The sequence below is a fragment of the Arthrobacter paludis genome, from assembly GCF_056782315.1.
This window is the reverse complement of record NZ_JBXAEW010000019.1, coordinates 20,286-44,121: the sequence shown is the minus strand read 5'-3', so window position 1 is coordinate 44,121 and position 23,836 is coordinate 20,286. Positions and strand designations below refer to the sequence as shown.

The following is a 23,836-nucleotide window of genomic DNA, read 5'->3' as shown; positions in this document are numbered from 1 at the left end:
TCAGGACTCCTTCCGGGAGGCGTCGACGAGCTCCGGTTCGTGGAACCGCTCGGGGACCGGTGAGATCAACAGGTTGGCGACGAAGCCGACGGCCAGCAGTGCCACCATCGTGAGGAGCACCGGCTGGTAGTGGTGGGCGTTGAGCGTCCCGGGCTCGCCCTGGGCGTCCAGCATCCCGTTGACGATGAGCGGGCCGGCGATGCCGGCCGCCGACCACGCCGTCAGCAGTCGGCCGTGGATCGCGCCGACCTGGAACGTGCCGAAGAGGTCCCGCAGGTAGGCGGGGACGGTGGAGAATCCGCCGCCGTAGAAACTGATGATCACGAACGCGAGGGCGATGAAGAGCAGGGGGCTGCTTCCCCCGAGTAGGGCGAGCGTCGCGTAGAGCACGGCGCCCGCGCCGAGGTAGACCATGTAGACGTTCTTCCGGCCGATGGCGTCCGAGGCGCTCGACCAGGCGAACCGTCCGGCCATGTTGCCGATGGACAGCAGGCCGACGAAGCCGCCCGCGACCGCGGCGCCGACGGCGGAGATCCCGTCGCCCGAACGGAAGAAGTCCTGGATCATGGGGGAGGCCTGCTCGAGGATCCCGATGCCCGCGGTGACGTTCAGGAACAGGGCCGTCCACACCAGCCAGAACTGGCGTGTCCTGATGGCGTTCGCCGCCGAGACGTGGTTCCGCGTGACCAGCTCGGAACGCCGCGCCGTGGAGGGGTCCCACCCGCGGGGACGCCAGCCCTCGGCCGGGACGCGGATGTTGAACACCCCGTACATCATGACGAGGAAGTACGCGGCGCCCAGGGTGAGGAACAGCAGGCCGACCGACTGGCCGCTGGGCACCCAGCCCGGCGCGCCCGAGCCCGGGTCGAAGGCGCGCATCAGCTGCGTCGACAGGGGCGAGGCGATCAGCGCGCCCCCGCCGAAGCCCATGATGGCCATGCCCGTCGCCATGCCGGGCCGGTCCGGGAACCACTTGATGAGCGTGGAAACCGGCGAGATGTACCCGATGCCCAGGCCGATCCCGCCCAGGACGCCGTAGCCCGCGTAGACCAGCCACAGCTGCTCCGCGAAGATCCCCCACGCGCCGACCACGAACCCGGAGGACCAGAAGCACGCGGCGACGAACATGGACCGCCGGGGACCGCTGCGTTCGACCCACGTGCCCATGACCGCGGCCGACAGGCCGAGCATGACGATCGCGATCGAGAAGACGACGCCGATGGCCGTCTGGCTCGTTCCGAAGTGCTCGACCAGGGCCGTCTTGTACACGCTCGTGGCGTAGGCCTGGCCGATGCAGAGATGGACCGCGAGGGCCGCGGGCGGGATCAGCCAGCGGTTGAAGCCGGGCGGGGCGATCGAGTGGGAGCGGTCGAGCCAGGACATGGGGCCTCCTCTTCGGGTGCGGGGCGGGGCGGCCCGCCCCGGGGACGGTTGCCCGCGGCAATTGTCATGCAGATTGTCCCCAGTGAAAAGGGGTGCCGCATGACGGGCGCCACACATCTGGCAAGCTGGGGGTGGCCCGCCGCGCCCGGCGGGGAGACCTCGACACCAGGAGCGACACCGCATGGACTGGGGCACCTACCCGACCCTGAACACCCGCACCGACGGCCCGGCGCTCGTCGTGACCATCAACCGCCCGGAGTCGATGAACGCGCTGGCCGGCGCCGTCGTCGACGACCTGTTGGCCCTCACGGAGCGCCTGGGCGCCGTCGGCCGCGACGGGGACTGGCCCATCCGGGGCGTCGTCCTCACCGGCGCCGGGGCCAAGGCCTTCGTCGCCGGCGCGGACATCGTCGAGATGGGCTCCATGGACGCCGACGCCGCGGAGGCCTACGCCCGCCGCATGTACGAGGTCACCATCCGGCTCGAGCGCCTGCCCGTGCCCGTCGTCGCCGCCGTCAACGGGTTCGCGCTCGGCGGCGGCTGCGAGTTGGCCCTGGCCTGCGACTTCATCTACGCGAGCGCCAACGCCAGCTTCGGCCAGCCGGAGGTCGCCCTCGGGCTGGTCCCCGGCTTCGGCGGCTCCGTCCGGCTGCAGCGGCGCGTCGGGCTGGCGATGGCCCGCGAGCTGATCCTGACCGGCCGGCGGATCCCCGCCGGGGAGGCGCTGCGCACCGGGCTGGCGAACGCGGTCTTCGACGACCCGGACGCGCTGCTCCAGGCCGCCCTGGCGACCATCGGCGAGATCGCCGCCAAGGCCCCCACGGCCGTCGCGAACGCCAAGGCGGCCCTGGCCGAGATCGCCGACCTGCCCAGCGTTGCCGAGGGGCTCGAGGCCGAGGTCCGCAGCTTCCGCGAGGCGTTCGGCACCGAGGACTCCGCCGTCGGGCGCCGCGCCTTCGTGGCCAAGGAGGCCCCCGCGTTCCCGGGCCGCTGAACGAGTCCGCGCCACGGCGCCGCGGGCCGCGGGCCACGCCGCCCCGGGCGGGGGATGGGCCCGCGGCCGGACGCACCGGTATATTGAGGGCACCGCGTCAACGCCGAGGTGAGGGAGCAGTGTGTGCTGACAGTCATGGGTGAGGCGCTCGTCGACGTGCTCTCCGGCGGGCTCTCCGCCCCGCAGAGCTACGTGGGCGGCAGCCCCATGAACGTCGCCGTCGGGCTCGCCCGGCTGGGGCATCCCGTCACCTTCGTCGGCCGCTACGGCGACGACGGGTACGGCCGGATGATCCACGAACACCTCCGGGACAACTCCGTCCAGGAGGTCCTCGCGCCCGACTCCCATCCCACCAGCACGGCCCACGGCACGCTCGACCCCGCCGGGGCGGCCACCTACGAGTTCGACCTCGTCTGGGACCTGGCCGGCTTCGAGGCCGTCGCCGACCGCGCCCTCGGGGACGCCCAGCTGCTGCACACCGGGTCGATCGCCACGGTCGTCGAGCCCGGCGCCGGCACGGTCCTCGAGGCGGTGCGCAGGGCCCGCCCGCACGCCACCATCACGTTCGACCCGAACGTCCGCCCGAACTTCATGGACGACCACGAGGAGGCGGTCGCCCAGGTGGAGCGGTTCGTCGCGCTCTCCGACGTCGTGCGCGCCAGCGACTCGGACCTCGAATGGCTCTACCCGGGCCGGAGCGTCGAGGAGACCTGCCGGGCCTGGCTCGGGCTGGGCCCCGCCATGGTCGTGGCGACCTACGGGTCCCGCGGCCCGTACGGCCTGGTCGCGGCGGGCGACGCCACCGCCCCGGTGCCCGTCGTCGACGTCGCGGACACCGTCGGCGCCGGCGACTCCTTCATGGCCGCGCTGATCTCCGCGCTCGTGGACCGTGGGCTCGTCGGTTCCGCCCACCGGGAGAAGCTGCGCGAGCTGACGCCGGGGCAGTTCGAGGAGATCCTCGCCTACGCGGTCCGCGCCGCGGCCGTCACCGTGTCCCGGCCCGGAGCCAACCCGCCCTTCCGGCACGAGATCCCCTAGCCGCGGCATGCGGCTCATCGCCAGCGACCTGGACGGGACGATCCTCCGCCCGGACGACACCTTCTCCCCGCGCACCGTCCGGGCCCTCACCGCGGCCCGCGAGGCCGGGGTGCGGATCGTCTTCGTGACCGGCAGGCCGTTCCGCTGGCTCGAGCCGCTCGGCCGGGCCTTCGGCCACCTCGGAACGGTCATCTGCTCCAACGGGGCCCTCGTCTACGACCTCGAGCAGGAGCGGATCCTCGAGGCCAAGACCATCGACGTCGACGCGCTCGAGGAGGCCCGGGGGCTCATCCTCGGGCTCGAGCCCGGCGCCCGCTTCGCGGCCGAGACCACGCGCGGCCTGTACCTCGAGCCCGGGTTCGCGGGCGAGCGGGAGGGCCGCGGTCTCGAGGGACGCGTCCCGGGGCCGTTCCCGATGGACACGCTGGCCCGGGAGGGCGTCGTGAAGTTCCTCGCCCGGTCGCACACGGGCACGGCGGAGGGGTTCCTGGCGCGGGTCCACCCGCGCGTCGGCCACCTCGTCGCCGTCACCCACTCGGCGCCGGACACCGCGCTGCTGGAGATGGCCCGCAGCGACGTCAACAAGGCCGTCGCGCTCGCCGACTTCGCGGCCGCCCGCGGCATCGACGCCGCGGACGTGGTCGCCTTCGGCGACATGCCCAACGACATCGAGATGCTGGGGTGGGCCGGCCGCGGCTACGCGATGGCGGACGGGCACCCCGAGGCCCGCGCGGCCGCCGACGCGCTCGCCGGCACGCTGGACGACGACGGCGTCGCCCGCACCGTGGAGCGCCTGCTCGCGGACCACGCCACGGCCTAGCCCCTGCGGGGGGCGGCGCCTCCGGCGCGGGGGTCCGGCCGCTCAGGATCCGCCGGTGCGGGGCGGCCGCGGCTCCGTGTCCTCGAGGCGGGCGTACCAGGCGGCCGCGTCCCGCGGCAGCGGGCGCAGCAGCGGCTCGGGCAGCGGCCCCGGCTGCGGGAAAGGGACCCCGGTGCGGGTCGCGTTCCAGGACGCGGGCCCGGCGAGGGGCTCCAGCGCCGTGTCCGCCTCGCCCAGAACCACCAGGACCGACGCCCCGGCGGCGGACAGGTAGGCGCGGTAGTCCGCCGCCCCGGCGTCCGGGGCGTGCGCGACGGACAGCGGGGGCAACCCGGGCGCGCGCAGGACGGGCGGGGCGCCGGAGAAGCCGCGGAAGCCGCGGGCCCGCAGCGCCGCGGAGGGCCGGCGGGCGCGGGTGTGCCCGGCGAGCTGCCCGTGCCGGTCCCACAGCGAGGCGGCCGCGTACACCCCGCCGGGCGCCTGCTCCGGGGTGGCCGCGGCGAGGGCCACCCCGGCCCGCCGGGCCGCCGCGGCGAGCCGGCGGCGCAGCTCCCCGCCGGGTGCGTCGGGGGACGCGCCGAAGAAGCCGGTGGGCACGGCGAGCAGCAGGGCGCCGGAGGCGGCGGCGCGTGAGGCCCACGCCTCGAGGACCCGGAACCGCTCGGCGGGGTCCGCGGGCGCCTGCCCCTCGGCCAACAGCGCGTCCATGCCGCGGACACCTCCTGGGGGTAGAGTCCCGACCGTGGGCAAGGCACGGCGGGACGGGATCGCGTATCTGCATGATACGTACGCGGGCCGGCGCGGCTGGCCGTTGGCCTTCTCCCACCGCGGCTGGGCGCCGCACGGCGAGGAGAACACGCTGGCCGCGTTCCGCGCCGCCGTCGCCCTCGGGTACGGCTACCTCGAGCTGGACGTGCGCACCACCCGGGACGGGCACCTGGTCGTCATCCACGACGCGCGCCTGGACCGCACCACGGACGGCACGGGCCCCGTCTCGGCGCACACGCTCGCGCAGCTGCGCCGCCTGCGCGTGGCAGGCCGCGAGCCGATCCCCACGCTCGGCGAGGTGCTGGCCGAGTGGCCGGACGTGCGGCTGAACATCGACGTGAAGGACGACGCCGGGGTCGCGCCGTTCGCCCGCGCCCTGCGCGAGCACGAGGCCCACGACCGGGTGCTCGTCGCCTCGTTCTCCGACGCCCGCCGGCGCCGGCTCGTGCGTGCCCTGGGCCGCCCCGTCGCCACGAGCCCCGGCTCCCGCGTGGTCGGGGCCGTGACCGGACTCGGCGCCGTGGGGCTGCTGCCCCTCGTGCGGGCCCGGCTCGGAGGGCTCGCCGCCCTGCAGGTCCCGGAGCGGTTCCGCGGCGTGCCCGTGGCCACGGCCGCGTTCGTGGCCCGGGCCCACGCGGCCGGGCTGCACGTGCACGTGTGGACGGTGGACGCCAAGGCGGACATGCGCCGGCTGCTCGACCTGGGGGTCGACGGCGTGATGGCCGACCGGGCGGACCTGCTGGCGGAGGTCATGGCCGAGCGCGGGCAGTGGCCGCAGCGCCCGCCGGGCGGGGCCGGGTAGGAGCGGGCGCCGCCCGGCCGGGGACGAGGCTCAGGCGAGGACCGGGTCCGGCAGCTCCGCCAGCGCGCGCAGCGGCGCGCCGGCGTTCCGGCGCAGGTCGGCCTCGGAGGCGCCCTCGAGGATCCGCATCCACACGGCGTGGTCCTGGACGCGGCCCAGGCGGAGGGCCGGCTCGACGAGGGGCCGCAGTTGCTCCACCGTCCCGAAGTCCCGCCACTCGCCCAGGTACGCGGCGACGACCCGCTGCAGCCGGGGATCGTCCGGCCCGCAGCCCAGCTCGGTGCGCAGCTCCGCGAGCGGGCGGCGCAGCACCGAGAACGGGTGCGCCCAGTACGCGTCGCCCAGGTCGAGGAAGCGCAGCGGCTCGTCCGGCCCGGTGGGCAGGAACGCGCTGCCGCGGTGCAGGTCGTTGTGGTCCAGCCCGAGCGGAACGGGCCCCGCGGCCAGCACCGCGCACATCTCCCGCACGGCCGGGAGCCGGGCATCCAGCTCCTCCGCCTCGCGGGCGGGCAGGTGCAGCGGGTGCGCGGGCGGCAGGGACGCGTGGAGCATCAGTTGGCCGTCGATGTGCTGCGGCAGCCACGCAGGGTCGAGCTGCAGCAGCCCCGCGTCGAAGAGCGTGTCGCCGAACGGCAGCAGTTCGACCTGCAGCCGGGCGAAGTCCCGCACGATCCGGGCCCACACCTGGTAGTCGCTGCCCGCCACCGTCCGCAGCGTGTCCCCGTAGTCGGGGGACGCCATCCAGCCGCGGTGTGGCTCGATCGCCAGCGGCATCACGAGCTGGTTCGGGGCCAGGTGGGCCGCCGTCGCCGTCACGGACGGCTCGCCGCCCTGGCCCGGGCACACGGCCTTCACGTAGAGCCGGCCGTGGTCGGTCGGCACCGCGAACACGGTCGCGTGCAGGCGCACGCGCTGGCGCTCGGCGTCGCCGGTGCGCTCGAGCCCGTACGTCTCCAGCACGAGGTCCACCCACGCGAGCGCCTCGGCGCGCCACGCGCCGGTGTCCCACTGGTCGTTCCATTCCGCCACGGTTCCACCCCTCTCCGCGGGCCCGGCGCGCGGGCGCCGCCGTCGTCGCTATCCCAGCTTGCTGGGCTGGGTGCCCTCGTCCTCGGGCGCGTCCGTCGGCTCCGTGCCGCGCCAGCGGGCGATGCCGGTCATGCCGTGGAAGACCAGCAGCGCCGCGGCCGTGCCGAGCGCGATGCCGCCGAACGCCATGCCGCCGAACTGCAGGGTGGGGTTGGCGATCGCGATGATCAGGCCGGTCCCGGCCGTCATCAGGTTGATGGGGTTGGAGAAGTTGACCCGGTTCTGCACCCAGAGGCGGGCGCCGATGATGCCGATCATGCCGTAGAGCACGATGCCCGCCCCGCCGGTGACTCCCGCCGGGATCGTGTTGATGACCGCCCCGAACTTCGGCAGGAACGCGACGACGATCGCGACGCCGCCGGCCACCCAGTACGCGGCCGTCGAGTAGACGCGGGAGGAGGCCATGACCCCGATGTTCTCGGCGTACGTCGTCGTTCCGGAGCCGCCGCCGAGTCCGGCGACCACCGTCGCCGCCCCGTCGGCCATCAGCGCGCGCCCGTTGACCGGGTCCAGGTCGCGGCGGGTCATCAGGCCCACCGTCTTGACGTGGCCGATGTTCTCCGCCACCAGGACGAACACGACGGGCAGGAACAGGGCGAGCGTGTCCGCGTGGAACTGCGGCAGCGTGAACGGCGGCAGGCCCAGCCAGGGTGCGGCCGGGACGGGGGCGAAGTCCACCTGCCCCTGGGCCAGCGCCACCACGTAGCCCACGGCGATGCCGACGAGGATGGACAACCGGCCCAACAGGCCGCGGAACAGCACGGCGGCCACGACGATCGCCCCCGCCGTCGCGAACGTGGTCAGCGGCAGCTCCTGCATGGCGGACGTCGTGGTGCCGGCCAGGTTCAGGCCGATCAGGGCCACGATCGTGCCCATGACCACGGGCGGCATGAGCGCGTGGATCCATCCCGCTCCGGCCTTCTGGACGACGGCGCCGACCAGGAACAGGGCCGCGCCCGCCGCGACGATGCCGCCCAGGGCGCCGGGCAGCCCGTGCGCGGACATGGACGCGGAGACCGGGGCGATGAACGCGAACGAGGAGCCCAGGTAGCTGGGCACGCGCCCGGCCGTGACCACCAGGAACAGCAGCGTGCCGACGCCGGAGAACAGCAGCGTCGTCGTCACGGGGAAGCCCGTGATCGCCGGGACCAGCACCGTGGCCCCGAACATCGCCATGACGTGCTGGACGCCGATGCCCGCGGTCTGCAGCCAGTTCAGGCGCTCGTCCGGGGCCACGACGGTTCCGGGGCGGATGGTCTTGCCGTCGCCGTGCAGGCGCCAGCCGATGCCGAGGGGGTTGCTCATGTGGGTGCCTTCGGGGAGGGGGCGGGTCCGGGGCGGCGCGGCCGTCCGGCCGGGCGCGGCCCCTCGGAATCCTACTCCGCGCCGGCGCCCGCGTGCTCCGCCGCCGCGAACGCCGCGCCCGCGCCTCCCGGGTCGCCGTCCGCCGCGGTCTGCGCGAAGAACAGGAGCTCGTGACGGCAGGACGCGTCGAAGGCCCGGCGCATCGCGGCCAGCCCCTCGGCCGGGGCGTCCAGGGCGGCGCCCTGCACGGCGTCGATCGCCGCCGCCGTGGCCGCATCGAACTCGGGCGACGAGTAGGCGGCCAGCCAGTCGGCGTAGGGGTGCCCGTCGCGGGCCGCGGCCGCCAGGCGGGCGCCCGTGTCCTGGTACAGCCAGTAGCAGGGCAGGATCGCCGCGACCAGCTCCGGGTAGCTCCGCGCGGAGGCAGCGAGGTGGTCCAGGTACGCCGCCGTCGTCGCCGTGGGCTGCGGCAGCGGGGCCGCGCCCAGCCGGGTGCGGTGCAGGGCGAGCTCCTCCTCGAGGCATGCGTGCGCGCCGGCGGCCCAGAGCCGCTGCTCGGCGGCGGTCGGCGCCAGGTCGGAGGCCCGGGAGAGGACCCGGGCGTAGCCGCGCAGGTAGACGGCGTCCTGCGCGAGGTAGTGGGCGAAGTCCTCCGCCGGCAGGGTCCCGTCCCTGAGCCCGCGGATGAACGCGAGGCCGTCGATGCGCTCCCGCAGGCCCGCCGTCTCCTCCCACCAGGTGGACAGCAGGGCGGCCGGGTCCGGGACGCGGCGCCCCTCCCACAGCCGGGACAGGTGGTGGACGGGGCCGTGGCCGCCGCCGGTCCCGACCTCGAGGGCGTCGGCGGCGGCCAGCGCGCCGGTGAGCCACTCCTTGGCGAGGCGGAGCGCGGCGGGCCACGAGCCGGTGCGCGCGTGCAGGGTCGCGAGGGCGGAGGAGAGCGAGCAGCCGGTGCCGTGCGTGTTGGGGGTGTCGACGCGGTCGGCGGCCAGTTCCAGCAGCGTCCCGGCGGGGCCCACGAGGGCGTCCCGGGCCGTGGCGCCGGGCAGGTGCCCGCCCTTGGCGACGACGAGCACCCCGTGCGCCGCGGCCACGGACCGGGCCTGGGCGAGCGCCTCCTCCCACGTGGCCGCCGGCTCGGCGCCGGCGAGCACGGCCAGCTCGGGCACGTTCGGGGTCACCGCGTCGGCCAGCGGCAGGAGCGCGACGACGGCGCGCTCGGCGTCCGCGGCGAGGAGACGGTCGCCGCTGGTCGCGACGAGGACGGGGTCCAGCACGACGGCGGGGCGCGGCTGCGGCAGCCCGCGCAGCCACGCGCCGACCGCGTCGGCCACCTCCTCCGTCGCCAGCATCCCGATCTTCACGGCGTCGATCCGGACGTCCGCGGCCAGGGTCTCCAGCTGCTCGGTGAGGAACCCGGCCGGCGGGACGTGGACGCCGGCGACGTGGCGGGTGTTCTGGGCCGTCAGGGCGGTGACGGCGGCCATGCCGTAGCCGCCGCACGCGGCGATGGACTTCAGGTCGGCCTGGATCCCGGCGCCGCCCGAGGGGTCGGAGCCGGCGATGGACAGGACGTTGGGGACGCGCGCGCTCACGGGGCGGTCACCGGGGACGCGGCGGCAATCCATTCGGCGCGCAGCGCGCTGGCGGCCGCGGCGGGGTCCTCGGCGGCGCACACCGCCCGCACGACCGCGAGGCCCGCGGCGCCCGCGGCCGCGACGTCGGCGGCGTCGCCGGCGCCGAGGCCGCCGATGGCGACGCACGGCAGCGGGGCGGCGGCCACGAACCGGGCCAGCCCGTCGAACCCGAGCGGCTCCGGGTGGTCCTTCTTCGTCGGGGTGGGCCGGACGGCGCCGCTGCCCAGGTAGGACACGGTGTCCGCCGGGAGGGCGGCCAGGGCCTCGAGCTGGGGCAGCTTGCTGGAGCTGAGGCCCAGGATGGCGTCCGGGCCGACCAGGGCGCGCACGGCGTCCGCGGGCAGGTCCGTCTGGCCGATGTGGACGCCGTCGACGGCGGCGCCCGCGGCCCGGGCCGCGAGGTAGACGTCGACCCGGTCGTTCACCAGCAGGGCGGCCCGGCCGGCGATCCGGCGGGCCGATTCCATGGTGGCCGCCAGGAAGTCCCGGGCGGACAGGTCCTTGCAGCGCAGCTGGACCATGGTGGCGCCGCCGTCGACCGCCGCCACGGCGACGTCGGCCAGGGGCCGCCCGGCCGTGCTGTTGGAGTCGACCACGACGTAGGTGCCGAGGTCGAACCGGGTGTGGGTGAAGTGCTGCGTCATGCCAGGTCCGCCTTGTCGGTGAGGTCCTCCGGGGTGGTGGAGGCGAGGGTGTCGAGGAGCGCGACGGCGAAGCTGCCGGGGCCGTCCGCGGTCGCCGCGGCCGCCTCGGCGGCCACGGAGTAGAAGGAGTGCGCGGCGACGGTGCCCGCGAACGGATCGCCGGCGGCCGCCGTGAACGCGGCCACGAGGGCCCCGAGGGCGCACCCGCCACCCGTGACGCGCGTGAGGAGTTCGGTCCCGCCGCCGACGCGCGCGGCGCGCGTGCCGTCGGTGACGAGGTCCGTGGGTCCGGAGACGGCGACGACGGCGCCCGTGGTCCGGGCGAGGCCGGCGGCGGCGTCGGCCGCGGCGTCCACCGCGTCCGTCGCGTCCACACCCCGGCCTCCCGCGCCCGCGCCGGAGAGGGCCAGGATCTCGGAGGCGTTGCCGCGCACGACGGCGGGGCCGCAGCCGAGCAGCTCGCGGGCGAACCGGGTGCGCAGTCCGACCGCGCCGGCCGCGACGGGATCCAGGACCCACGGCGTCCCGGCCGCGTGGGCCGCGCGGACGGCCTCGGACATCGCGGCGCGCTGGCCGTCGGCGGGGGTCCCCAGGTTCACGAGGACGGCCGAGGCGAGGCCGGCGAACTCGCCCGCCTCGCCCGCGACGTCCACCATCGCCGGCGCGGCCCCGGCCGCGAGCAGGACGTTCGCCGTGAAGTTCACGACGACGGAATTGGTCAGGCACTGGACCAGGGGGGTCGTGGCGCGCAGCCGCGCCAGGGCCTCCCCGGCCAGTGCGGGGGTCGGGTGTGGGGGCGCCAAGGAATCCATGCGCGACATCCCTCCGCTAGTGCTAGCTAGATCAGGTTCTCCGGGTCTCATCTCAGTCCCTGCGCGCAGGGACACCCCGTGTCGGTGCCCTCGAGCCTACCCGATGCGGCAAGTGGCGCAGATCACGGGCCGCGGCGGGAATCGTTCGGCGGCGCCTCCCGTTGGGATCATTGACACATCAACCCCGAACTTCCAGGAGACGCACTTGGCCACCACCGTCCTGACCCTCGTCGGTTCCCTCCGCGCCGGCTCCACCAATCGCCAGCTCGCCGAGGCCACGGCCGCCAACGCCCCCGAGGGCGTCGCCGTGACCGTCTACGAGGGCATCGAGAACCTGCCGTTCTATAACGAGGACATCGACGTCGAGGGCCAGGTTCCGGCCGCCGCCGCCGAGCTGCGCGCCGCCGCGGCCGAGGCCGACGCCCTGCTGCTGGTCTCCCCGGAGTACAACGGCACCATGCCGGCCGTGCTGAAGAACGCGATCGACTGGCTGTCCCGCCCCTTCGGCGCCGGCGCCGTCTCCGGCAAGCCGGCCGCGGTGATCGGCACGGCGTTCGGGCAGTACGGCGGCGTCTGGGCCCAGGACGAGGCCCGCAAGGCCGTCGGCATCGCCGGCGCGAAGGTCCTCGAGGACGTCAAGCTGTCCATCCCGGGCTCGCTCGTGCGCTTCGCCGAGACCCACCCGAAGGACGACTCCGAGGTCGTGGGCCAGGTCGCGGGCGTGCTCGCCGGCCTCGCGTCCGCGGCGCAGCCGGTCGGCGCCGAGCTGAACTAGCACGCGCCGCCTCCGGCGCGCTCAGCAGGAAGGGCCCTCCCGTTCGGGGGCCCTTCCCGCGTATCGGGGGCCGGCGTCCGCCGCGGCGGTCGTTTCGGCCCCCCGGTCGGGCCCTAGCCGCCGATCACCGTGTCCACGAGCCGCTTGGCCTCCTGCTGCACGAGGCCCAGGTGCTCCGGCCCGCGGAAGGACTCCGCGTAGATCTTGTAGACGTCCTCGGTCCCGGAGGGCCGGGCGGCGAACCACGCGCTGTCGGTGGTGACCTTCAGCCCGCCGATCGGGGCGCCGTTGCCGGGCGCCGCCGTGAGCTTGGCCGTGATCGGTTCCCCGGCGAGCTCCGTGGCGGTGACGTCCGTGGCCGAAAGCCGGCCGAGGGCGGCCTTCTGCTCCCGGGTCGCCGGCGCGTCGATGCGCGCGTAGGCCGGCGCTCCGAACTCGTCCGCCAGCTCGGCGTAGCGGCGGCTGGGGGAGCGGCCCGTGACGGCCTGGATCTCCGAGGCCAACAGCGCCAGCAGGATCCCGTCCTTGTCCGTCGTCCACGGGGTGCCGTCCCGGCGGACGAAGCTCGCGCCGGCGGACTCCTCGCCCCCGAACACGCCGGTCCCGTCGAGCAGGCCGGGGACGAACCACTTGAAGCCGACCGGGACCTCGACGAGGGTCCGGCCCAGCGACGCGGCCACCCGGTCGATCATCGACGAGCTCACCAGCGTCTTGCCGACGCCGGCCGCGGCCGGCCAGCCGTCGCGGTGGCGGTACAGGTAGTCGATCGCGACGGCGAGGTAGTGGTTCGGGTTCATCAGCCCGGCGTCCGGGGTGACAATCCCGTGGCGGTCGGCGTCCGCGTCGTTGCCGGTGGCGATGTCGAAAGCCTCGCGCTGGGCGACCAGCGAGGCCATGGCGGCGGGGGAGGAGCAGTCCATGCGGATCTTCCCGTCCCAATCCAGGGTCATGAAGGACCAGCGGGGGTCCACGCGCGGGTTCACGACCGTCAGGTCCAGCCGGTGCCGCTCCGCGATCGCCGCCCAGTAGTCGACCGAGGCCCCGCCCATCGGGTCCGCCCCGATGCGCACGCCGGCCGAGCGGATGGCGTCCAGGTCCAGGACGGAGGGCAGGTCGTCGACGTAGGCGGCCAGGAAGTCGTACGTCCCGGTCGTCTCGGCCGCGCGGGCCCTGTCCAGCGGTGCGCGGCGGACGCCGTCCAGATTCCGCTCGAGGAGCTCGTTGGCGCGCGCGGCGATCCACCCGGTCGCGTCGGAGTCCGCCGGTCCCCCGTGGGGCGGGTTGTACTTGAAGCCGCCGTCGGCGGGCGGGTTGTGGGACGGCGTCACGACGATGCCGTCCGCCCGGTCCGCGGCCCCGCCGCGGTTGTGCGCGAGGATCGCGTGGGAGAGCGCGGGCGTCGGGGTCCACGCGTTGCGCGCGTCGACGAGCACCCGCACGCCGTTGCCGGCCAGCACCTCCAGTGCGGTGTCGTGCGCCGGGTCGGACAGGGCGTGCGTGTCCTTGCCCAGGAACAGCGGGCCGGTGGTCCCCTGCCCGGCGCGGTACTCGACGATCGCCTGCGTGATGGCGGCGATGTGGCGCTCGTTGAAGGACCCTTCCAGCGACCGGCCGCGGTGGCCCGAGGTGCCGAACGCGACGCGCTGCGCCGGATCGGCCGGGTCGGGGGCGGTGTCGAAGTACGCCGAGCGCACGGCGTCCACGTCGATGAGGTCCTCGGGGAGTGCGGGGGTCCCCGCGCGGTTCTCGGCCATGTGCCCAGCTTGGCAGAAGCGCCGCCCGCGGCGGGGCAGTGGGACGCCATGTTGCGTCCGCCACGTCCGGTCCGCGGGACCGTTCGCCCGCCGTTCACGCGGGGCGCCGCCCGGCGTTCGGCCCCCGTTCACGCGGGGCCGGCGGGGGACGGCCACGCCTAGACTGGGGGCATGTCCGAACAGGGGATGAATCCCAACGACCCGGGGGACCGCCAGCGCCCCTTCAGCGACCCGCACCACCCCTCGTGGTCCGGCGGCCCGGCCGGCGGGGGCGACCGGCCCGCGAACGCCTACGACCGGCCAGCGAACCCCTATGCGGCCCCGGCGCCGCAGGGACCGCCGGCCGCGGCCGGCCAGCCGGCGCAGTACGGTCAGGAGCCGGCCTCCTGGCACCAGGCGCCGCCCGGCCAGCAGCCGTACCCGGGACAGCCGGCCCCCTACGGCTACGGCGCGCTGCCCCCGCAGGAGCCCAAGACCCTGGGGATCATCGCCCTGGTGTGCGGCATCGCCGGAATCGTGACGTTCGGCTCGTTCCTGGCCCCGCAGGTCGCGGCAGTCGTGCTGGGGCACCTGTCCCTGCGCCGCGAACCGGCGGCCCGCGGCATGGCCATCGCCGGCCTGGTCATGGGCTACCTCGTCCTGGCCCTGACGGTGCTGGCCATCGTCGCCCTGGTGTTCTTCCTCGCGGTCGCCGGGTCCGTGGGCGGCATCGAGCAGGGTTTCGAGCAGGGCTTCGAGCAGGGCTTCGAGGCGTAGGCGCCGCGCACGCGGGCGGGCCGCTCAGGCCAGGTGGATCTGGGCGGCCAGCGCCAGGAGGTCCGCCTCCGACCCGGCCCGGCCGATGAGCTGGACGCCCATCGACAGCCCGTCGCCGGAGGTCGCCGTCGGGACGGTGACCGCGGGCAGGCCGGCCACGTTCACCATGGACGTGAACGGCGTGTACTGGCACTGCAGGCGGTAGTCGTCGTCCGCGGCGTGCGCCGTGAAGTGCCCGACCGGCCGGGGCGGCTGCGCCATGGCCGGCGTGAGCACCACGTCCCAGCGCCCCCACTGGGCCCGGCAGTCCTCGGCGATCTTCCGGATGGTCTCGGCCGCCCACCGGCGGCGCGATTCCGGGCGCCGCAGGGCGCGCTCCAGGAACGTCCGGGTCAGGCGGGTCAGCCGGGGGACCCCCTCGGGCGGGATCGGCGCGTCCGCGAGGGCCGACGTCCACACGATGGAGAACGCCTCCGGGTAGCGGTTGTCGTAGCGGATGTCGGCGTCCTCGACCGTGTGGCCGGCCCGCTCCAGGGCCGCCACGCCGTCCGCCAGCGCGGACCGGGCCTCCCGGTCCGGGACGATCTCCATCTCCGACTCGAAGGGGGAGCGGGTGCTCAGCCCGATCCGCAGCGGGCGGCCGCCCGCCGGCTCCGCGCGCAGGGCCGCGTCCAGGTACGACGGCGGGGCGTCCCCGCCCGCCGGCCGCGGGGCCATGGCGTCCAGGAGCAGGCCCGCGTCCGCCGCCGTCCGCGCCAGCGGGCCCGAGGCGACCAGCCGGGGCGCCCCGAACGCGTCCTCGGTCCCGTTGGCCAGATCCGCCGGGACGGTTCCGAAGCCGGGCTTCAGGCCGATCAGCCCGCACGCCGAGGCGGGGATCCGCACCGAGCCGCCGCCGTCGTTCCCCGGGGCGAACGGCAGCATGCCGGCCGCGACGGCGGCCGCGCTGCCGCCGGAGGAGCCGCCCGCCGAAAGCCGGGGGTCGAGCGGGTTGCGCGCGGGAGCGGCGATGAGGTTCTCGGAGTAGCAGTTCAGGCCGAACTCCGGGATCTGTGTCTTGCCCAGCGACACGCTGCCGGCGGCCCGCAGCCGGGCGACCAGCGGGTGGTCGACGGCGGCCGCCTCGTGCGGGACGGCGGCGGAGCCGTACGTCGTCGGGACCCCCGCGACGTCCCACAGGTCCTTGTAGGCCAGCGGGATCCCGTGCAGCGGCCCCGGCGCGGCGCCCGAGGCGAGCGCGCGGTCCGCGGCGTCGGCGGCGGCGAGCGCGTCCCCGGCCGTCACCGCGGTGAAGCTGCCCAGGGCGGGGTTGAGGGCCTCGATCCGGCCCAGGAAGTGCTCGGCCGCCTCGCGCGCCGACGCCTCCCCCCGGGCCAGCGCGTCCCGCAGCTGCAGCGCGGTCAGCTCGTGCAGTTCCATCGGTTCCTCCTCCCCGCCGGTGTCCCGGACGGCCTAGCCACGGACCCGGCCCCGGGCGCGCCGGGGCGCCTCCTCGGCGTCCGGGTCGTCGCGCTGGAACACGAGGACCACGGACCGCAGGGCCAGGATGAAGCCCATGAACAGCAGTGTGTAGCCGAAGAACGCGTGGGTGCGGATGTTCTCCGTCAGGTACGGCCCGGTGTCCGTGGTGATCAGGATGATCGCCGCGAGCGTCGCGGACCCGGCCAGGATCGCCACGACGACCTGCTGCACGAGCCGGTTCAGGAAGCCGCGGTCCCGCGGGTCGGAGAGCACCCGCACGTTGACGCTCAGCCGGCCCTGTTCGAGGTCCTCGCTGATCTTGCCGAGGCGCCGCGGCAGGGCCGACACCTGGGGCAGCAGCTGCAGCAGCCGCAGCTCCAGCTGGTCCGCCAGGGCGCGGGGACGCACGCGCTCGCCGGCCAGCCGCCGGCCCTCGGCGCGGGCCGCGGCGACGACGTCGAGCGTCGGATCGAGCAGCTGGAGCGTCCCCTCCAGGGAGCCGAGGGCCCGGAAGGCCGCCGCGGTCTGCGGCGGGACGGAGAACCCGTGGTGGATGACGAGCCCGAACAGGGCCGTGAAGAGCTCGGCGCCGCCCCGCCGGCCCAGGCCGTGCCGGTACCGCACCAGCAGCTGGCCCAGGGAGCGCTCGAACGCCTTCTCGTCGAGGCGCTCGGGCTGGTCCAGGAGGCCGAGCAGGGCGTCCGTGGCCAGCTGGTCGTCGCCCTTGTCGATGGCGAAGAGGAGCATGTTCATCGACTGCTGGCTGGCCGGGTCGAGCCGGCCCACGGAGCCGAAGTCCAACAGGGCCAGGCCCCCCGCGTCGGTGACGAAGACGTTCCCCGGGTGCAGGTCCGCGTGGAAGACGCCGTCGTTCGCGATCTGGTGCAGCGTGGCGCGCAGCAGTTCCGTGGCGAGGCGGCGCCGCGCCGCCCCGCCGAGCCGCGGCAGGCGCTCGGCCGCCTCCGCCACCGGCTGGCCCTCGAGCTCCTCCATGACCAGCAGCCGCCGGTGGCAGAGTGCGGGGTGGGCGGCGGGGACCCGCACCTCGAAGTCCGCCAGCGCGTGCCCGACGGCGCGCATGTTCTCCTCCTCGACGTGGTAGTCGAGCTCCTCCCGCAGCGACTGCGCGAACCCGTCGGCGAGGGAGAGGACGCCGAGCCGGCGCGCCCACGGCGCGGAGCGCTCCAGCCAGCCCGCCAGCTGCAGGACGATCCCGATGTCCTGGCGGACCTGCGCGACGGCCGCCGGACGCTGCACCTTCAGGACCACGCGGGACCCGTCCAGCAGCACCGCCCGGTGGACCTGGGCGACGGAGGCGGACGCCAGCGGCTCCCGCTCGACGGACGCGAAGACCTCCGCGAGGGGCCGGCCCAGGCTGCGCTGGACCGCCTCCTCGATCGCCGGCCACGGCTCCGGGGCCGCCTCCGTCTGCAGCCTCGAGAGCTCCCGCACATACTCGGCGGGCAGCAGGTCCCGGCGGGTGGACAGCATCTGGCCGAGCTTGACGAACGCGACGCCGGCCTCCTCCATCGCCCGCCGCAGCGCGCGGGCCGTGCCGGTCGCGGTCTCCGGGGCGCTGCGCCGGTTCAGGCCGCGGGCCTGGGCGAGGAGCCCGTGCCTGACGGCGATGCCGACGACCTCCAAGTAGCGGGAGGTGCGCCGGCGGCGGGCGCCCCACCCGCGCAGCATCCGCAGGGGGGAGGGGAGCGAGCCCGTGGGCACCGCGATCTCCAGGACCATCAGCAGGGCGACGCCGAGCGCGAAGACCCAGAGGACCGCGAGCAGCCCGAACATGACCGCGACGACGGGGTCGACGGCGAGGCCGGTGCCGTCGTCCACGTTCGCCGCCCGGTACAGGTACTGGACGCTGTAGGCCAGGGCGCCGGCCATGAGCAGGCCGACGCCGATCGAGCGGGGCCAGCCGACCGGAACGCCGAGCACGCGCCGCGCGACGGTCGCGACGACCCACGCCTGCAGCAGGAGGGCCGCCGCGCTGAGCGCGAGCGTCAGCACCACGCCGAAGGCGTTCAGCGCGTCCAGGCCGGCGTCCGTGAACATCGAGCCCCTTAACGTTGGATCGGGCGCGGATGCTCCCACTATAGGCTGGGGTCGCCCCCGCGGAACCGACGAAAGGACAGCCATGGCCGACGTGGAGAACGTGAACGTCAACGAGGTGCCGAAGGACGGGTTCGTCCTGGACGTCCGCGAGGACTACGAGTGGGTCGAGGGGCACGTGGACGGGGCCACGCACATGCCCATGAACGAGGTGCCGGACCGTTTCACGGAGCTGGACCCGGACACCGACACCTACGTCATCTGCCGCACGGGCGGACGCTCCGCGCAGGTCGCCGCCTGGCTCACCGCCCAGGGCTACTCGGCCTACAACATCGCCGGCGGCTCCGGCGCGTGGCTCGAGGCCGGCCTGCCCATGGCCAGCGAGAACGGCCAGGAGCCCACCGTCCGATGACCTACGCCTACCTCGGCCCGTCCGGCACGTTCACGGAGGCCGCCCTGCTGCAGGTTCCGGGCGCCGACGCCGCGGAGCGCGTCCCGGCGGCCAACGTCGAGGCGGCCCTGGCCGCGGTGCGCGCCGGTGAGGCGGTCGCGGCGATGGTCCCCATCGAGAACTCCGTCGAGGGCGGCGTCTCCGCCACCCTCGACGCGATCGCGGCCGGGGAGCACCTGCAGATCATCCGCGAGGTGCTCGTCCCCATCAGCTTCGTGCTCGTCGCCCGCGACGGCATCGACTCCCTCGACCAGGTGCGCACCGTGTCGACCCACGGCCACGCCTGGGCCCAGTGCCGGGGGTGGGCCGCGGCGAACATCCCGCAGGCCACGTTCCTGCCCGCGTCCTCGACCGCGGCCGGGGCGCTCGGCCTGCTGGAGGCGGAACCGGGCTACGACGCCGCCATGTGCTCGCCCCTGGTCGCGGAGCGGCACCCGCTGCGGGTGCTGCGGGCCGGGATCGAGGACAACGCCAACGCGGTGACCCGCTTCGTGCTCGTGCGCCGGCCAGGGGACATCCCGGAGCCGACCGGCGCGGACAAGACCACCGTCGTGATCCCCCTGCCCGCCGACCGGCCGGGCGCCCTGATGGAGATCCTGGAGCAGTTCGCAGCGCGCGGCGTCAACCTCAGCCGCATCGAGTCCCGGCCCACGGGCGAGGGCCTGGGCCACTACTTCTTCTCCGTGGACGCCGACGGGCACATCGGCGAGGCCCGGATGGCCGACGCGCTCGCCGGCCTGCACCGGATCAGCCCCGCCCTGCGCTACCTGGGCTCGTACCCCAGCGCCGCCCAGGACGCGGCCGTCTCCAGGCCCTCCGTCGAGCGGCACAACACCGACGAGGCGTTCGCCCGCGCCCGCGAGTGGGTGTCCTCGCTGCTGGCCCAGCGGGCCTGAGACCGGCCCGCGGCAGCTAGCGGATGTCGGGCACCCGGATGTCCAGGGCGCCCGGCATGATCTCCGCGCGCAGGGCCACGATGTGGCCGGTCGTGTCCCCGTCGAGTTGCGACGCGATCTCCTCCGGCACGCGGATCTCCACCCGGCGCCCCTGGAAGAAGTCGATCACCGGGATCCGGCCGCGGTGCCGGAAGGCCGTCTTCGCCGCAATCCACAGCCAACCGACGGCCGAACGCGGGGTCATCACCACGATGTCCAGGATGCCGTCGTCGATCCGGGCCTCCGGCACCAGCGTGAACCCGGCCTGGAGCCGCCCGCAGTTCGCGACGATCACGGAGCGGACCCGGCGGGTCTGGACGGGGCCGTCGTCGATGCGCAGCGTGACCTCGCGCCGGTGCCCCGCCGCCTGGCGCAGCCCCGCCTCCGCGTAGGCGAGGGAGCCCACCTTGGCCTTCAGGGCGTCGTCCGTGGCGTCCATGATCTCCGCGTCGAACCCGACGCCCGCCATGACCATGAAGACGTTCTCCTCGACGGTCCCGTCGGCGCGCTCCAGTTCGATCCGCACCGCGTCGACGCCGCGGGTCGTTCCGTGCACGGCGGTCCGGATGGCGATGCGCCGGTCCTCGACGTCGAAGTCGAGGTTGCGCGCCATGAGGTTCCCGGTGCCCAACGGCAGCAGCCCCATCGTGGTGCCGCTGTTGGCCAGGACCTCGGCGACCTCCCGGACGGTTCCGTCCCCGCCGGCGGCGATGACGACGTCGCACCCCGCGGCCAGCGCCTGGCGGGCCGGTCCCGCCCCCGGGTCCTCCGGGGTCGTCTCGAAGAACGCCGGCTCCGGGAACCCCGCCTCGGAGCACGCGCGTTCCAGCGCCTTCCGGGCGGTGTCCGCGTCCGCCTTGGACGGGTTGATGACCACGCCGATCCGCGACGGCTGGGCGAGCGAGCGCGAGACGACGGGCGTCTCCTCGAGCTCGCGCACCCGGGACCGCAGCTCCCCGACCCGCCCGCGGAGCCCGCGCACGGCCACCAGGCTCGCCGCCGCCACGACAAGGGCCACGGCGACGAGGATGAGGGCAAGGATCTCGGTCTGCATGGCGACACACTATCGGGGCCCACCCGTTGGGTAACCTGTACGGGTGATCGACGTCAAAGATGTGGTGGAGAATCCCGACAAGTTCCGCGCTTCGCAGCGGGCCCGCGGGGCGGACGAGTCCGTGGTCGACAAGATCGTCGCCGCGGACTCCGCGCGCCGGTCCTCGATCACCCGCTTCGAGGAGCTGCGCGCCGAGCAGAAGCTGTTCGGCAAGCGCGTGGCCCAGGCGAAGGGCGACGAGAAGCAGGAGCTGCTGGCCCAGGCCAAGGAACTCGCCGCCGGGGTCAAGGCCGCCCAGGCCGATTCCGACGCCGCCGAGGCGGAGCTGCTGGACCTGCAGCGCTCCGTGGCGAACCTCGTGCTCGACGGCGTCCCCGCGGGCGGCGAAGACGACTTCACGGTCGTCAAGACCGTCGGGACGCCGCGCGACTTCGCCGCGGACGGCTTCGAGCCGCGCGACCACCTCGAACTGGGCGAGAAGCTCGACGCCATCGACATGGAGCGCGGGGCCAAGGTCTCCGGATCCCGCTTCTACTTCCTCCGGGGCGTCGGCGCCCGCCTCGAGTTGGCCCTGCTCAACATGGCCCTCGACCAGGCCGTCGCGAACGGCTTCATCCCGGTCATCACGCCCACGCTCGTGCGCCCCGAGACGATGCAGGGCACCGGCTTCGACGTTGAGCACGACGACGAGATCTACCGCCTCGAGCGGGACAACCTCTACCTGACGGGCACGTCCGAGGTCGCCCTCGCCGGCTACCACGCCGACGAGATCCTGGACCTCTCCGCGGGACCCGTCCGCTACGCGGGCTGGTCCTCCTGCTACCGCCGCGAGGCAGGGGCGGCGGGCAAGGACACCCGCGGGATCATCCGGGTGCACCAGTTCAACAAGCTCGAGATGTTCGTGTACTGCTCCCCCGAGGACGCCGAGGCCGAGCACGCGAAGCTCCTCGCGTGGGAGGAGGAGATGCTGGCCAAGGTGGAGGTGCCCTACCGCGTGATCGACACGGCCGCCGGCGACCTGGGCATGAGCGCGGCCCGGAAGTTCGACTGCGAGGCGTGGGTCCCCACGCAGGGCGCCTACCGCGAACTGACCAGCACGTCGAACTGCACGACCTTCCAGGCGCGGCGCCTGAACATCCGCGAACGCCCGGCGGGGGAGGACGGCAGGCCCGCGAAGGGCACGCGCACGGTCGCGACCCTCAACGGGACCCTGGCGACGACCCGCTGGATCGTGGCGATCCTCGAGCACCACCAGAACGCCGACGGCTCCGTCACGGTGCCCGCCGCGCTGCGCCCCTACCTCGGCGGCCTCGAGGTCCTGCCGGCGGTCCGGTAGGCGAGGGTACGTGTCCCCCGCCCGTCGCCGCGCGTTCACCGCAGCGTCGGCGGGCTGTGGTTCGGTAGGGTCATGAGCGTGATGCTGCACCGACAGACCCCCCAGGCCCCGGCCGCCACCGACACCCGGATGATGGTGTGCCTCGACGTGGACGGCACGCTCGTCAACCACGAGGGGCACATGAGCGCGGCCGTGCGCGAGGCGGCGCGGGCTGTGGTCGCCGCGGGGCACGAGGTCGTCGTCTCCACGGGCCGCTCGCTCGGCGCGACCCTGCCCATCGTGGAGCTGCTGGGCATCGAGTCCGGCCACGCCGTCTGCTCCAACGGCGGCGTCACGCTGCGGATCGACACGGCCCTGCCGGACGGCTACGAGGTCGTGGAGCGCAAGGTCTTCGACCCGGCCCCGGCCCTGCTGGCCCTGCGCGATGCCCTGCCCGCGGCGAAGTACGCCCTCGAGGACGACGAGGGCCGGTTCCTGTCCACGGAGCGCTTCCAGGACGCCAGCTTCGGCGTCCGGGCCCAGGGTGTGACGTTCGAGGACCTGCTGGAGGCGACCGCGACCCGCCTCGTTGTCTTCTCCACCGACTCGACGGCCGAGGAGTTCGGCGAGGCCGTCCGCTCGATCGGCCTGCACGGCGTGACCTACTCCGTCGGATGGACGGCGTGGCTGGACATCGCGGCCGAGGGCATCAGCAAGGCCACCGGCCTGGAGGCCCTGCGGGAGACGCTCGGCGTCGACCCGGGCCACACCGTCGCGGTCGGGGACGGGCGGAACGACGTCGAGATGCTGGCGTGGGCGGCGCGCGGGGTGGCCATGGGCCAGGCCCCCGACGAGGTCAAGGCCGCCGCCGACGAGGTGGTCGCCGCGGTCGAGGAGGACGGGCTGGTCGCCGTGCTGCGCGGCCTCGCCTGACCGGACGGGGGCGGGCGGATCAGGCCCCCGGGAGCCCGAAGAGGCCGATCACCAGGCACATCACGAGCACGGTGACGAGCTCGTGCGCGCAGTTCAGGGCCGTCAGCCCGGCGGGACGCCCCTCGAACGCGTCGTGCGTGGCGAACCGGGCCGCCGTGAACCCGGCCCACAGGATCAGGCCCGTCACGAACGTGTCCGCCAGGAAGCTGCCCCCGTAGAAGCCGTGCGCGATCGCGGCCGACCCGGCCAGCACCCAGGCCGTCACGAAGCCGGCGACCAGCGCCACCAGGACCGGCCCCGCCACGTCCTTCGCGTTCCCGCTCGGCGTCACCTTCGCCGCGCGCATCCAGTAGTTGCCGAAGGCCTTCGGGGTGTACCACACGGACCCGACGACCATCGCGCCCAGGGTCGCCACGGCGACCGCCCAGTAGTTGATCTCGGGGACCATTCCTGCCTCCTGACCTCGGGGGACGCGGGCTGGCGGCCCGCCCTGGCCCGATCGTAGGCCCGGCGCGCGGCCCGGGGATAGGGGCGGCAGGGCCCTACGCGGGGGCGGAGGGGGGTGCCGGCGGGCCGGGGGGAGCGGCTTCGGCCGCGGCGCGGTCGACGGCGGCGGTCGCGTCCGCGAGGAACCGCAGCACCGTCTCCGCCTCGCCGGGCGCGAGGGCCGCCACGGCGCCGGCCAGGTGCCCGGCCAGCGGCCCGAACACGGCCCGCCCGTCCTCGCGCGCCTTCGCCGTCGGGACCACGCGCACGCTGCGCCGGTCCGCTTCGCTGCGGACCCGCTCGACGTGGCCGTGCCGCTCGAGCCGGGCCAGGAGCGCGGACGTCGCAGGCAGGCTGAGGGACAGGGTGCGGGCGATGGCGCCCGGGGTGGCCTCCAGTCCGGAGCGCTCGAGGTGGAGGACCGCGGCCAGGCCCTGCAGGTCCCGGCGGTGCGCCCCGTGGCGCGCGCCGGCCGCCTCCACGTAGCGGTCAGACGCCTGCGCGAACTCCTGCAGCGCGAGCACCACGCTGAACAGGGGATCGGCTTGCATGGTGGAAGTCTAGTTGCG

General features: G+C 75.0%; 23 protein-coding genes and 1 riboswitch. Of the genes, 10 read left to right on the top strand and 13 right to left on the bottom strand.

All coding sequences use genetic code 11. The annotated features are described in order from the left end of the window. Entirely contained in the window at positions 1–1,383 is a 1,383-nt protein-coding gene (locus tag AC1Q5D_RS15110; RefSeq protein WP_481739288.1) for an OFA family MFS transporter, read from the bottom strand. A gap of 181 nt (positions 1,384–1,564) precedes the next feature. Here AC1Q5D_RS15110 and AC1Q5D_RS15105 point away from each other — a divergent pair, with 181 nt between their 5' ends. The 3 genes from AC1Q5D_RS15105 (at position 1,565) to AC1Q5D_RS15095 (ending at position 4,235) form a co-directional block, all read left to right on the top strand. Beyond that, positions 1,565–2,377 (top strand): enoyl-CoA hydratase/isomerase family protein, encoded by an 813-nt coding sequence (locus AC1Q5D_RS15105; protein WP_481739287.1) that lies wholly within the window; start codon positions 1,565–1,567, stop codon positions 2,375–2,377. Between the two features lie 123 nt (positions 2,378–2,500). Further along, positions 2,501–3,415, top strand: coding sequence for a carbohydrate kinase family protein (locus tag AC1Q5D_RS15100; protein WP_481739286.1), 915 nt, complete (start codon positions 2,501–2,503; stop codon positions 3,413–3,415). A gap of 7 nt (positions 3,416–3,422) precedes the next feature. Continuing rightward, positions 3,423–4,235, top strand: coding sequence for an HAD family hydrolase (locus AC1Q5D_RS15095; protein WP_481739285.1), 813 nt, complete (start codon positions 3,423–3,425; stop codon positions 4,233–4,235). A gap of 42 nt (positions 4,236–4,277) precedes the next feature. On the opposite strand, the gene AC1Q5D_RS15090 is transcribed toward AC1Q5D_RS15095, so the two are convergent. Further along, positions 4,278–4,943 (bottom strand): nitrilase-related carbon-nitrogen hydrolase, encoded by a 666-nt coding sequence (locus AC1Q5D_RS15090; RefSeq protein WP_481739284.1) that lies wholly within the window; start codon positions 4,941–4,943, stop codon positions 4,278–4,280. 34 nt (positions 4,944–4,977) lie between these two features. On the opposite strand from AC1Q5D_RS15090, the gene AC1Q5D_RS15085 reads away from it, so the two are divergent. Next, positions 4,978–5,805, top strand: coding sequence for a glycerophosphodiester phosphodiesterase family protein (locus AC1Q5D_RS15085; RefSeq protein WP_481739283.1), 828 nt, complete (start codon positions 4,978–4,980; stop codon positions 5,803–5,805). A gap of 30 nt (positions 5,806–5,835) precedes the next feature. On the opposite strand, the gene AC1Q5D_RS15080 is transcribed toward AC1Q5D_RS15085, so the two are convergent. From AC1Q5D_RS15080 to thiM, 5 genes are all read right to left on the bottom strand, one after another. Continuing rightward, on the bottom strand, positions 5,836–6,834 hold the full coding sequence (locus tag AC1Q5D_RS15080; protein ID WP_481739282.1) for a hypothetical protein: 999 nt from the start codon (positions 6,832–6,834) through the stop codon (positions 5,836–5,838). Between the two features lie 48 nt (positions 6,835–6,882). Beyond that, positions 6,883–8,199 carry a uracil-xanthine permease family protein gene (locus AC1Q5D_RS15075; protein ID WP_481739281.1) on the bottom strand — a complete coding sequence of 439 codons (1,317 nt, stop codon included), beginning with the start codon at positions 8,197–8,199 and terminating at the stop codon, positions 6,883–6,885. 71 nt (positions 8,200–8,270) lie between these two features. Continuing rightward, positions 8,271–9,794 (bottom strand): bifunctional hydroxymethylpyrimidine kinase/phosphomethylpyrimidine kinase, encoded by a 1,524-nt coding sequence (gene thiD / locus AC1Q5D_RS15070; protein WP_481739280.1) that lies wholly within the window; start codon positions 9,792–9,794, stop codon positions 8,271–8,273. After that, entirely contained in the window at positions 9,791–10,480 is a 690-nt protein-coding gene (thiE, locus tag AC1Q5D_RS15065; RefSeq protein WP_481739279.1) for a thiamine phosphate synthase, read from the bottom strand. Before thiE ends, thiD begins: the two co-directional genes overlap by 4 nt. Then, positions 10,477–11,292 (bottom strand): hydroxyethylthiazole kinase, encoded by an 816-nt coding sequence (thiM, locus tag AC1Q5D_RS15060; protein WP_481739278.1) that lies wholly within the window; start codon positions 11,290–11,292, stop codon positions 10,477–10,479. Before thiM ends, thiE begins: the two co-directional genes overlap by 4 nt. Next, a riboswitch (TPP riboswitch) is annotated at positions 11,284–11,381 on the bottom strand. It overlaps the preceding gene by 9 nt. A gap of 116 nt (positions 11,382–11,497) precedes the next feature. Between thiM and AC1Q5D_RS15055 the strand changes: the two genes are divergently transcribed. Beyond that, entirely contained in the window at positions 11,498–12,067 is a 570-nt protein-coding gene (locus AC1Q5D_RS15055) for an NAD(P)H-dependent oxidoreductase (protein ID WP_481739277.1), read from the top strand. 113 nt (positions 12,068–12,180) lie between these two features. Here AC1Q5D_RS15055 and pgm read toward each other — a convergent pair whose 3' ends face one another. Then, on the bottom strand, positions 12,181–13,821 hold the full coding sequence (gene pgm, locus AC1Q5D_RS15050) for a phosphoglucomutase (alpha-D-glucose-1,6-bisphosphate-dependent) (protein WP_481739276.1): 1,641 nt from the start codon (positions 13,819–13,821) through the stop codon (positions 12,181–12,183). A 171-nt stretch (positions 13,822–13,992) separates the two neighbouring features. Here pgm and AC1Q5D_RS15045 point away from each other — a divergent pair, with 171 nt between their 5' ends. After that, a complete protein-coding gene (locus tag AC1Q5D_RS15045; protein WP_481739275.1) occupies positions 13,993–14,577 on the top strand; it encodes a DUF4190 domain-containing protein in 585 nt (194 codons plus the stop codon). Positions 14,578–14,601: 24 nt separating this feature from the next. Here the strand turns inward: AC1Q5D_RS15045 and AC1Q5D_RS15040 are convergent, their stop codons facing one another. Both AC1Q5D_RS15040 and AC1Q5D_RS15035 read right to left on the bottom strand, forming a co-directional pair. Further along, positions 14,602–15,996 (bottom strand): amidase, encoded by a 1,395-nt coding sequence (locus tag AC1Q5D_RS15040; RefSeq protein WP_481739274.1) that lies wholly within the window; start codon positions 15,994–15,996, stop codon positions 14,602–14,604. Between the two features lie 33 nt (positions 15,997–16,029). After that, entirely contained in the window at positions 16,030–18,096 is a 2,067-nt protein-coding gene (locus AC1Q5D_RS15035; RefSeq protein ID WP_481739273.1) for an ABC1 kinase family protein, read from the bottom strand. An 82-nt stretch (positions 18,097–18,178) separates the two neighbouring features. Between AC1Q5D_RS15035 and AC1Q5D_RS15030 the strand changes: the two genes are divergently transcribed. Both AC1Q5D_RS15030 and pheA read left to right on the top strand, forming a co-directional pair. Next, positions 18,179–18,505 (top strand): rhodanese-like domain-containing protein, encoded by a 327-nt coding sequence (locus AC1Q5D_RS15030; RefSeq protein ID WP_481739272.1) that lies wholly within the window; start codon positions 18,179–18,181, stop codon positions 18,503–18,505. Beyond that, positions 18,502–19,440 carry a prephenate dehydratase gene (pheA, locus tag AC1Q5D_RS15025; RefSeq protein WP_481739271.1) on the top strand — a complete coding sequence of 313 codons (939 nt, stop codon included), beginning with the start codon at positions 18,502–18,504 and terminating at the stop codon, positions 19,438–19,440. The genes AC1Q5D_RS15030 and pheA overlap by 4 nt, the downstream gene beginning before the upstream one ends. A 16-nt stretch (positions 19,441–19,456) precedes the next feature. Here the strand turns inward: pheA and AC1Q5D_RS15020 are convergent, their stop codons facing one another. Beyond that, the gene (locus AC1Q5D_RS15020; protein ID WP_481739270.1) at positions 19,457–20,533 is read right to left on the bottom strand and encodes a diacylglycerol/lipid kinase family protein; all 1,077 of its coding nucleotides are present in this window, start codon (positions 20,531–20,533) and stop codon (positions 19,457–19,459) included. Positions 20,534–20,576: 43 nt separating this feature from the next. Here AC1Q5D_RS15020 and serS point away from each other — a divergent pair, with 43 nt between their 5' ends. Together serS and AC1Q5D_RS15010 are read left to right on the top strand one after the other, a co-directional pair. Continuing rightward, complete coding sequence (serS, locus tag AC1Q5D_RS15015; protein WP_481739269.1) at positions 20,577–21,869, top strand: serine--tRNA ligase; 1,293 nt, start codon at positions 20,577–20,579, stop codon at positions 21,867–21,869. Between the two features lie 81 nt (positions 21,870–21,950). After that, positions 21,951–22,781 (top strand): HAD family hydrolase, encoded by an 831-nt coding sequence (locus tag AC1Q5D_RS15010; RefSeq protein WP_481739324.1) that lies wholly within the window; start codon positions 21,951–21,953, stop codon positions 22,779–22,781. A gap of 19 nt (positions 22,782–22,800) precedes the next feature. On the opposite strand, the gene AC1Q5D_RS15005 is transcribed toward AC1Q5D_RS15010, so the two are convergent. After that, the gene (locus tag AC1Q5D_RS15005; RefSeq protein WP_481739268.1) at positions 22,801–23,229 is read right to left on the bottom strand and encodes a DUF1761 domain-containing protein; all 429 of its coding nucleotides are present in this window, start codon (positions 23,227–23,229) and stop codon (positions 22,801–22,803) included. Positions 23,230–23,323: 94 nt separating this feature from the next. After that, the gene (locus AC1Q5D_RS15000) at positions 23,324–23,818 is read right to left on the bottom strand and encodes a MarR family winged helix-turn-helix transcriptional regulator (RefSeq protein WP_481739267.1); all 495 of its coding nucleotides are present in this window, start codon (positions 23,816–23,818) and stop codon (positions 23,324–23,326) included. Between the last annotated feature and the right edge of the window lie 18 nt (positions 23,819–23,836).

Bases quoted from the DNA above. Each gene is read 5' to 3' on its own strand.
- AC1Q5D_RS15110 (WP_481739288.1), bottom strand. From the start codon at position 1,383: ATGTCCTGGCTCGACCGCTCCCACTCGATCGCCCCGCCCGGCTTCAAC.
- AC1Q5D_RS15105 (WP_481739287.1), top strand. From the start codon at position 1,565: ATGGACTGGGGCACCTACCCGACCCTGAACACCCGCACCGACGGCCCG.
- AC1Q5D_RS15095 (WP_481739285.1), top strand. From the start codon at position 3,423: ATGCGGCTCATCGCCAGCGACCTGGACGGGACGATCCTCCGCCCGGAC.
- AC1Q5D_RS15090 (WP_481739284.1), bottom strand. From the start codon at position 4,943: ATGGACGCGCTGTTGGCCGAGGGGCAGGCGCCCGCGGACCCCGCCGAG.
- AC1Q5D_RS15075 (WP_481739281.1), bottom strand. From the start codon at position 8,199: ATGAGCAACCCCCTCGGCATCGGCTGGCGCCTGCACGGCGACGGCAAG.
- thiE (WP_481739279.1), bottom strand. From the start codon at position 10,480: ATGACGCAGCACTTCACCCACACCCGGTTCGACCTCGGCACCTACGTC.
- thiM (WP_481739278.1), bottom strand. From the start codon at position 11,292: ATGGATTCCTTGGCGCCCCCACACCCGACCCCCGCACTGGCCGGGGAG.
- pgm (WP_481739276.1), bottom strand. From the start codon at position 13,821: ATGGCCGAGAACCGCGCGGGGACCCCCGCACTCCCCGAGGACCTCATC.
- AC1Q5D_RS15045 (WP_481739275.1), top strand. From the start codon at position 13,993: ATGTCCGAACAGGGGATGAATCCCAACGACCCGGGGGACCGCCAGCGC.
- AC1Q5D_RS15040 (WP_481739274.1), bottom strand. From the start codon at position 15,996: ATGGAACTGCACGAGCTGACCGCGCTGCAGCTGCGGGACGCGCTGGCC.
- AC1Q5D_RS15035 (WP_481739273.1), bottom strand. From the start codon at position 18,096: ATGTTCACGGACGCCGGCCTGGACGCGCTGAACGCCTTCGGCGTGGTG.
- AC1Q5D_RS15030 (WP_481739272.1), top strand. From the start codon at position 18,179: ATGGCCGACGTGGAGAACGTGAACGTCAACGAGGTGCCGAAGGACGGG.
- pheA (WP_481739271.1), top strand. From the start codon at position 18,502: ATGACCTACGCCTACCTCGGCCCGTCCGGCACGTTCACGGAGGCCGCC.
- AC1Q5D_RS15020 (WP_481739270.1), bottom strand. From the start codon at position 20,533: ATGCAGACCGAGATCCTTGCCCTCATCCTCGTCGCCGTGGCCCTTGTC.
- AC1Q5D_RS15010 (WP_481739324.1), top strand. From the start codon at position 21,951: ATGCTGCACCGACAGACCCCCCAGGCCCCGGCCGCCACCGACACCCGG.
- AC1Q5D_RS15005 (WP_481739268.1), bottom strand. From the start codon at position 23,229: ATGGTCCCCGAGATCAACTACTGGGCGGTCGCCGTGGCGACCCTGGGC.
- AC1Q5D_RS15000 (WP_481739267.1), bottom strand. From the start codon at position 23,818: ATGCAAGCCGATCCCCTGTTCAGCGTGGTGCTCGCGCTGCAGGAGTTC.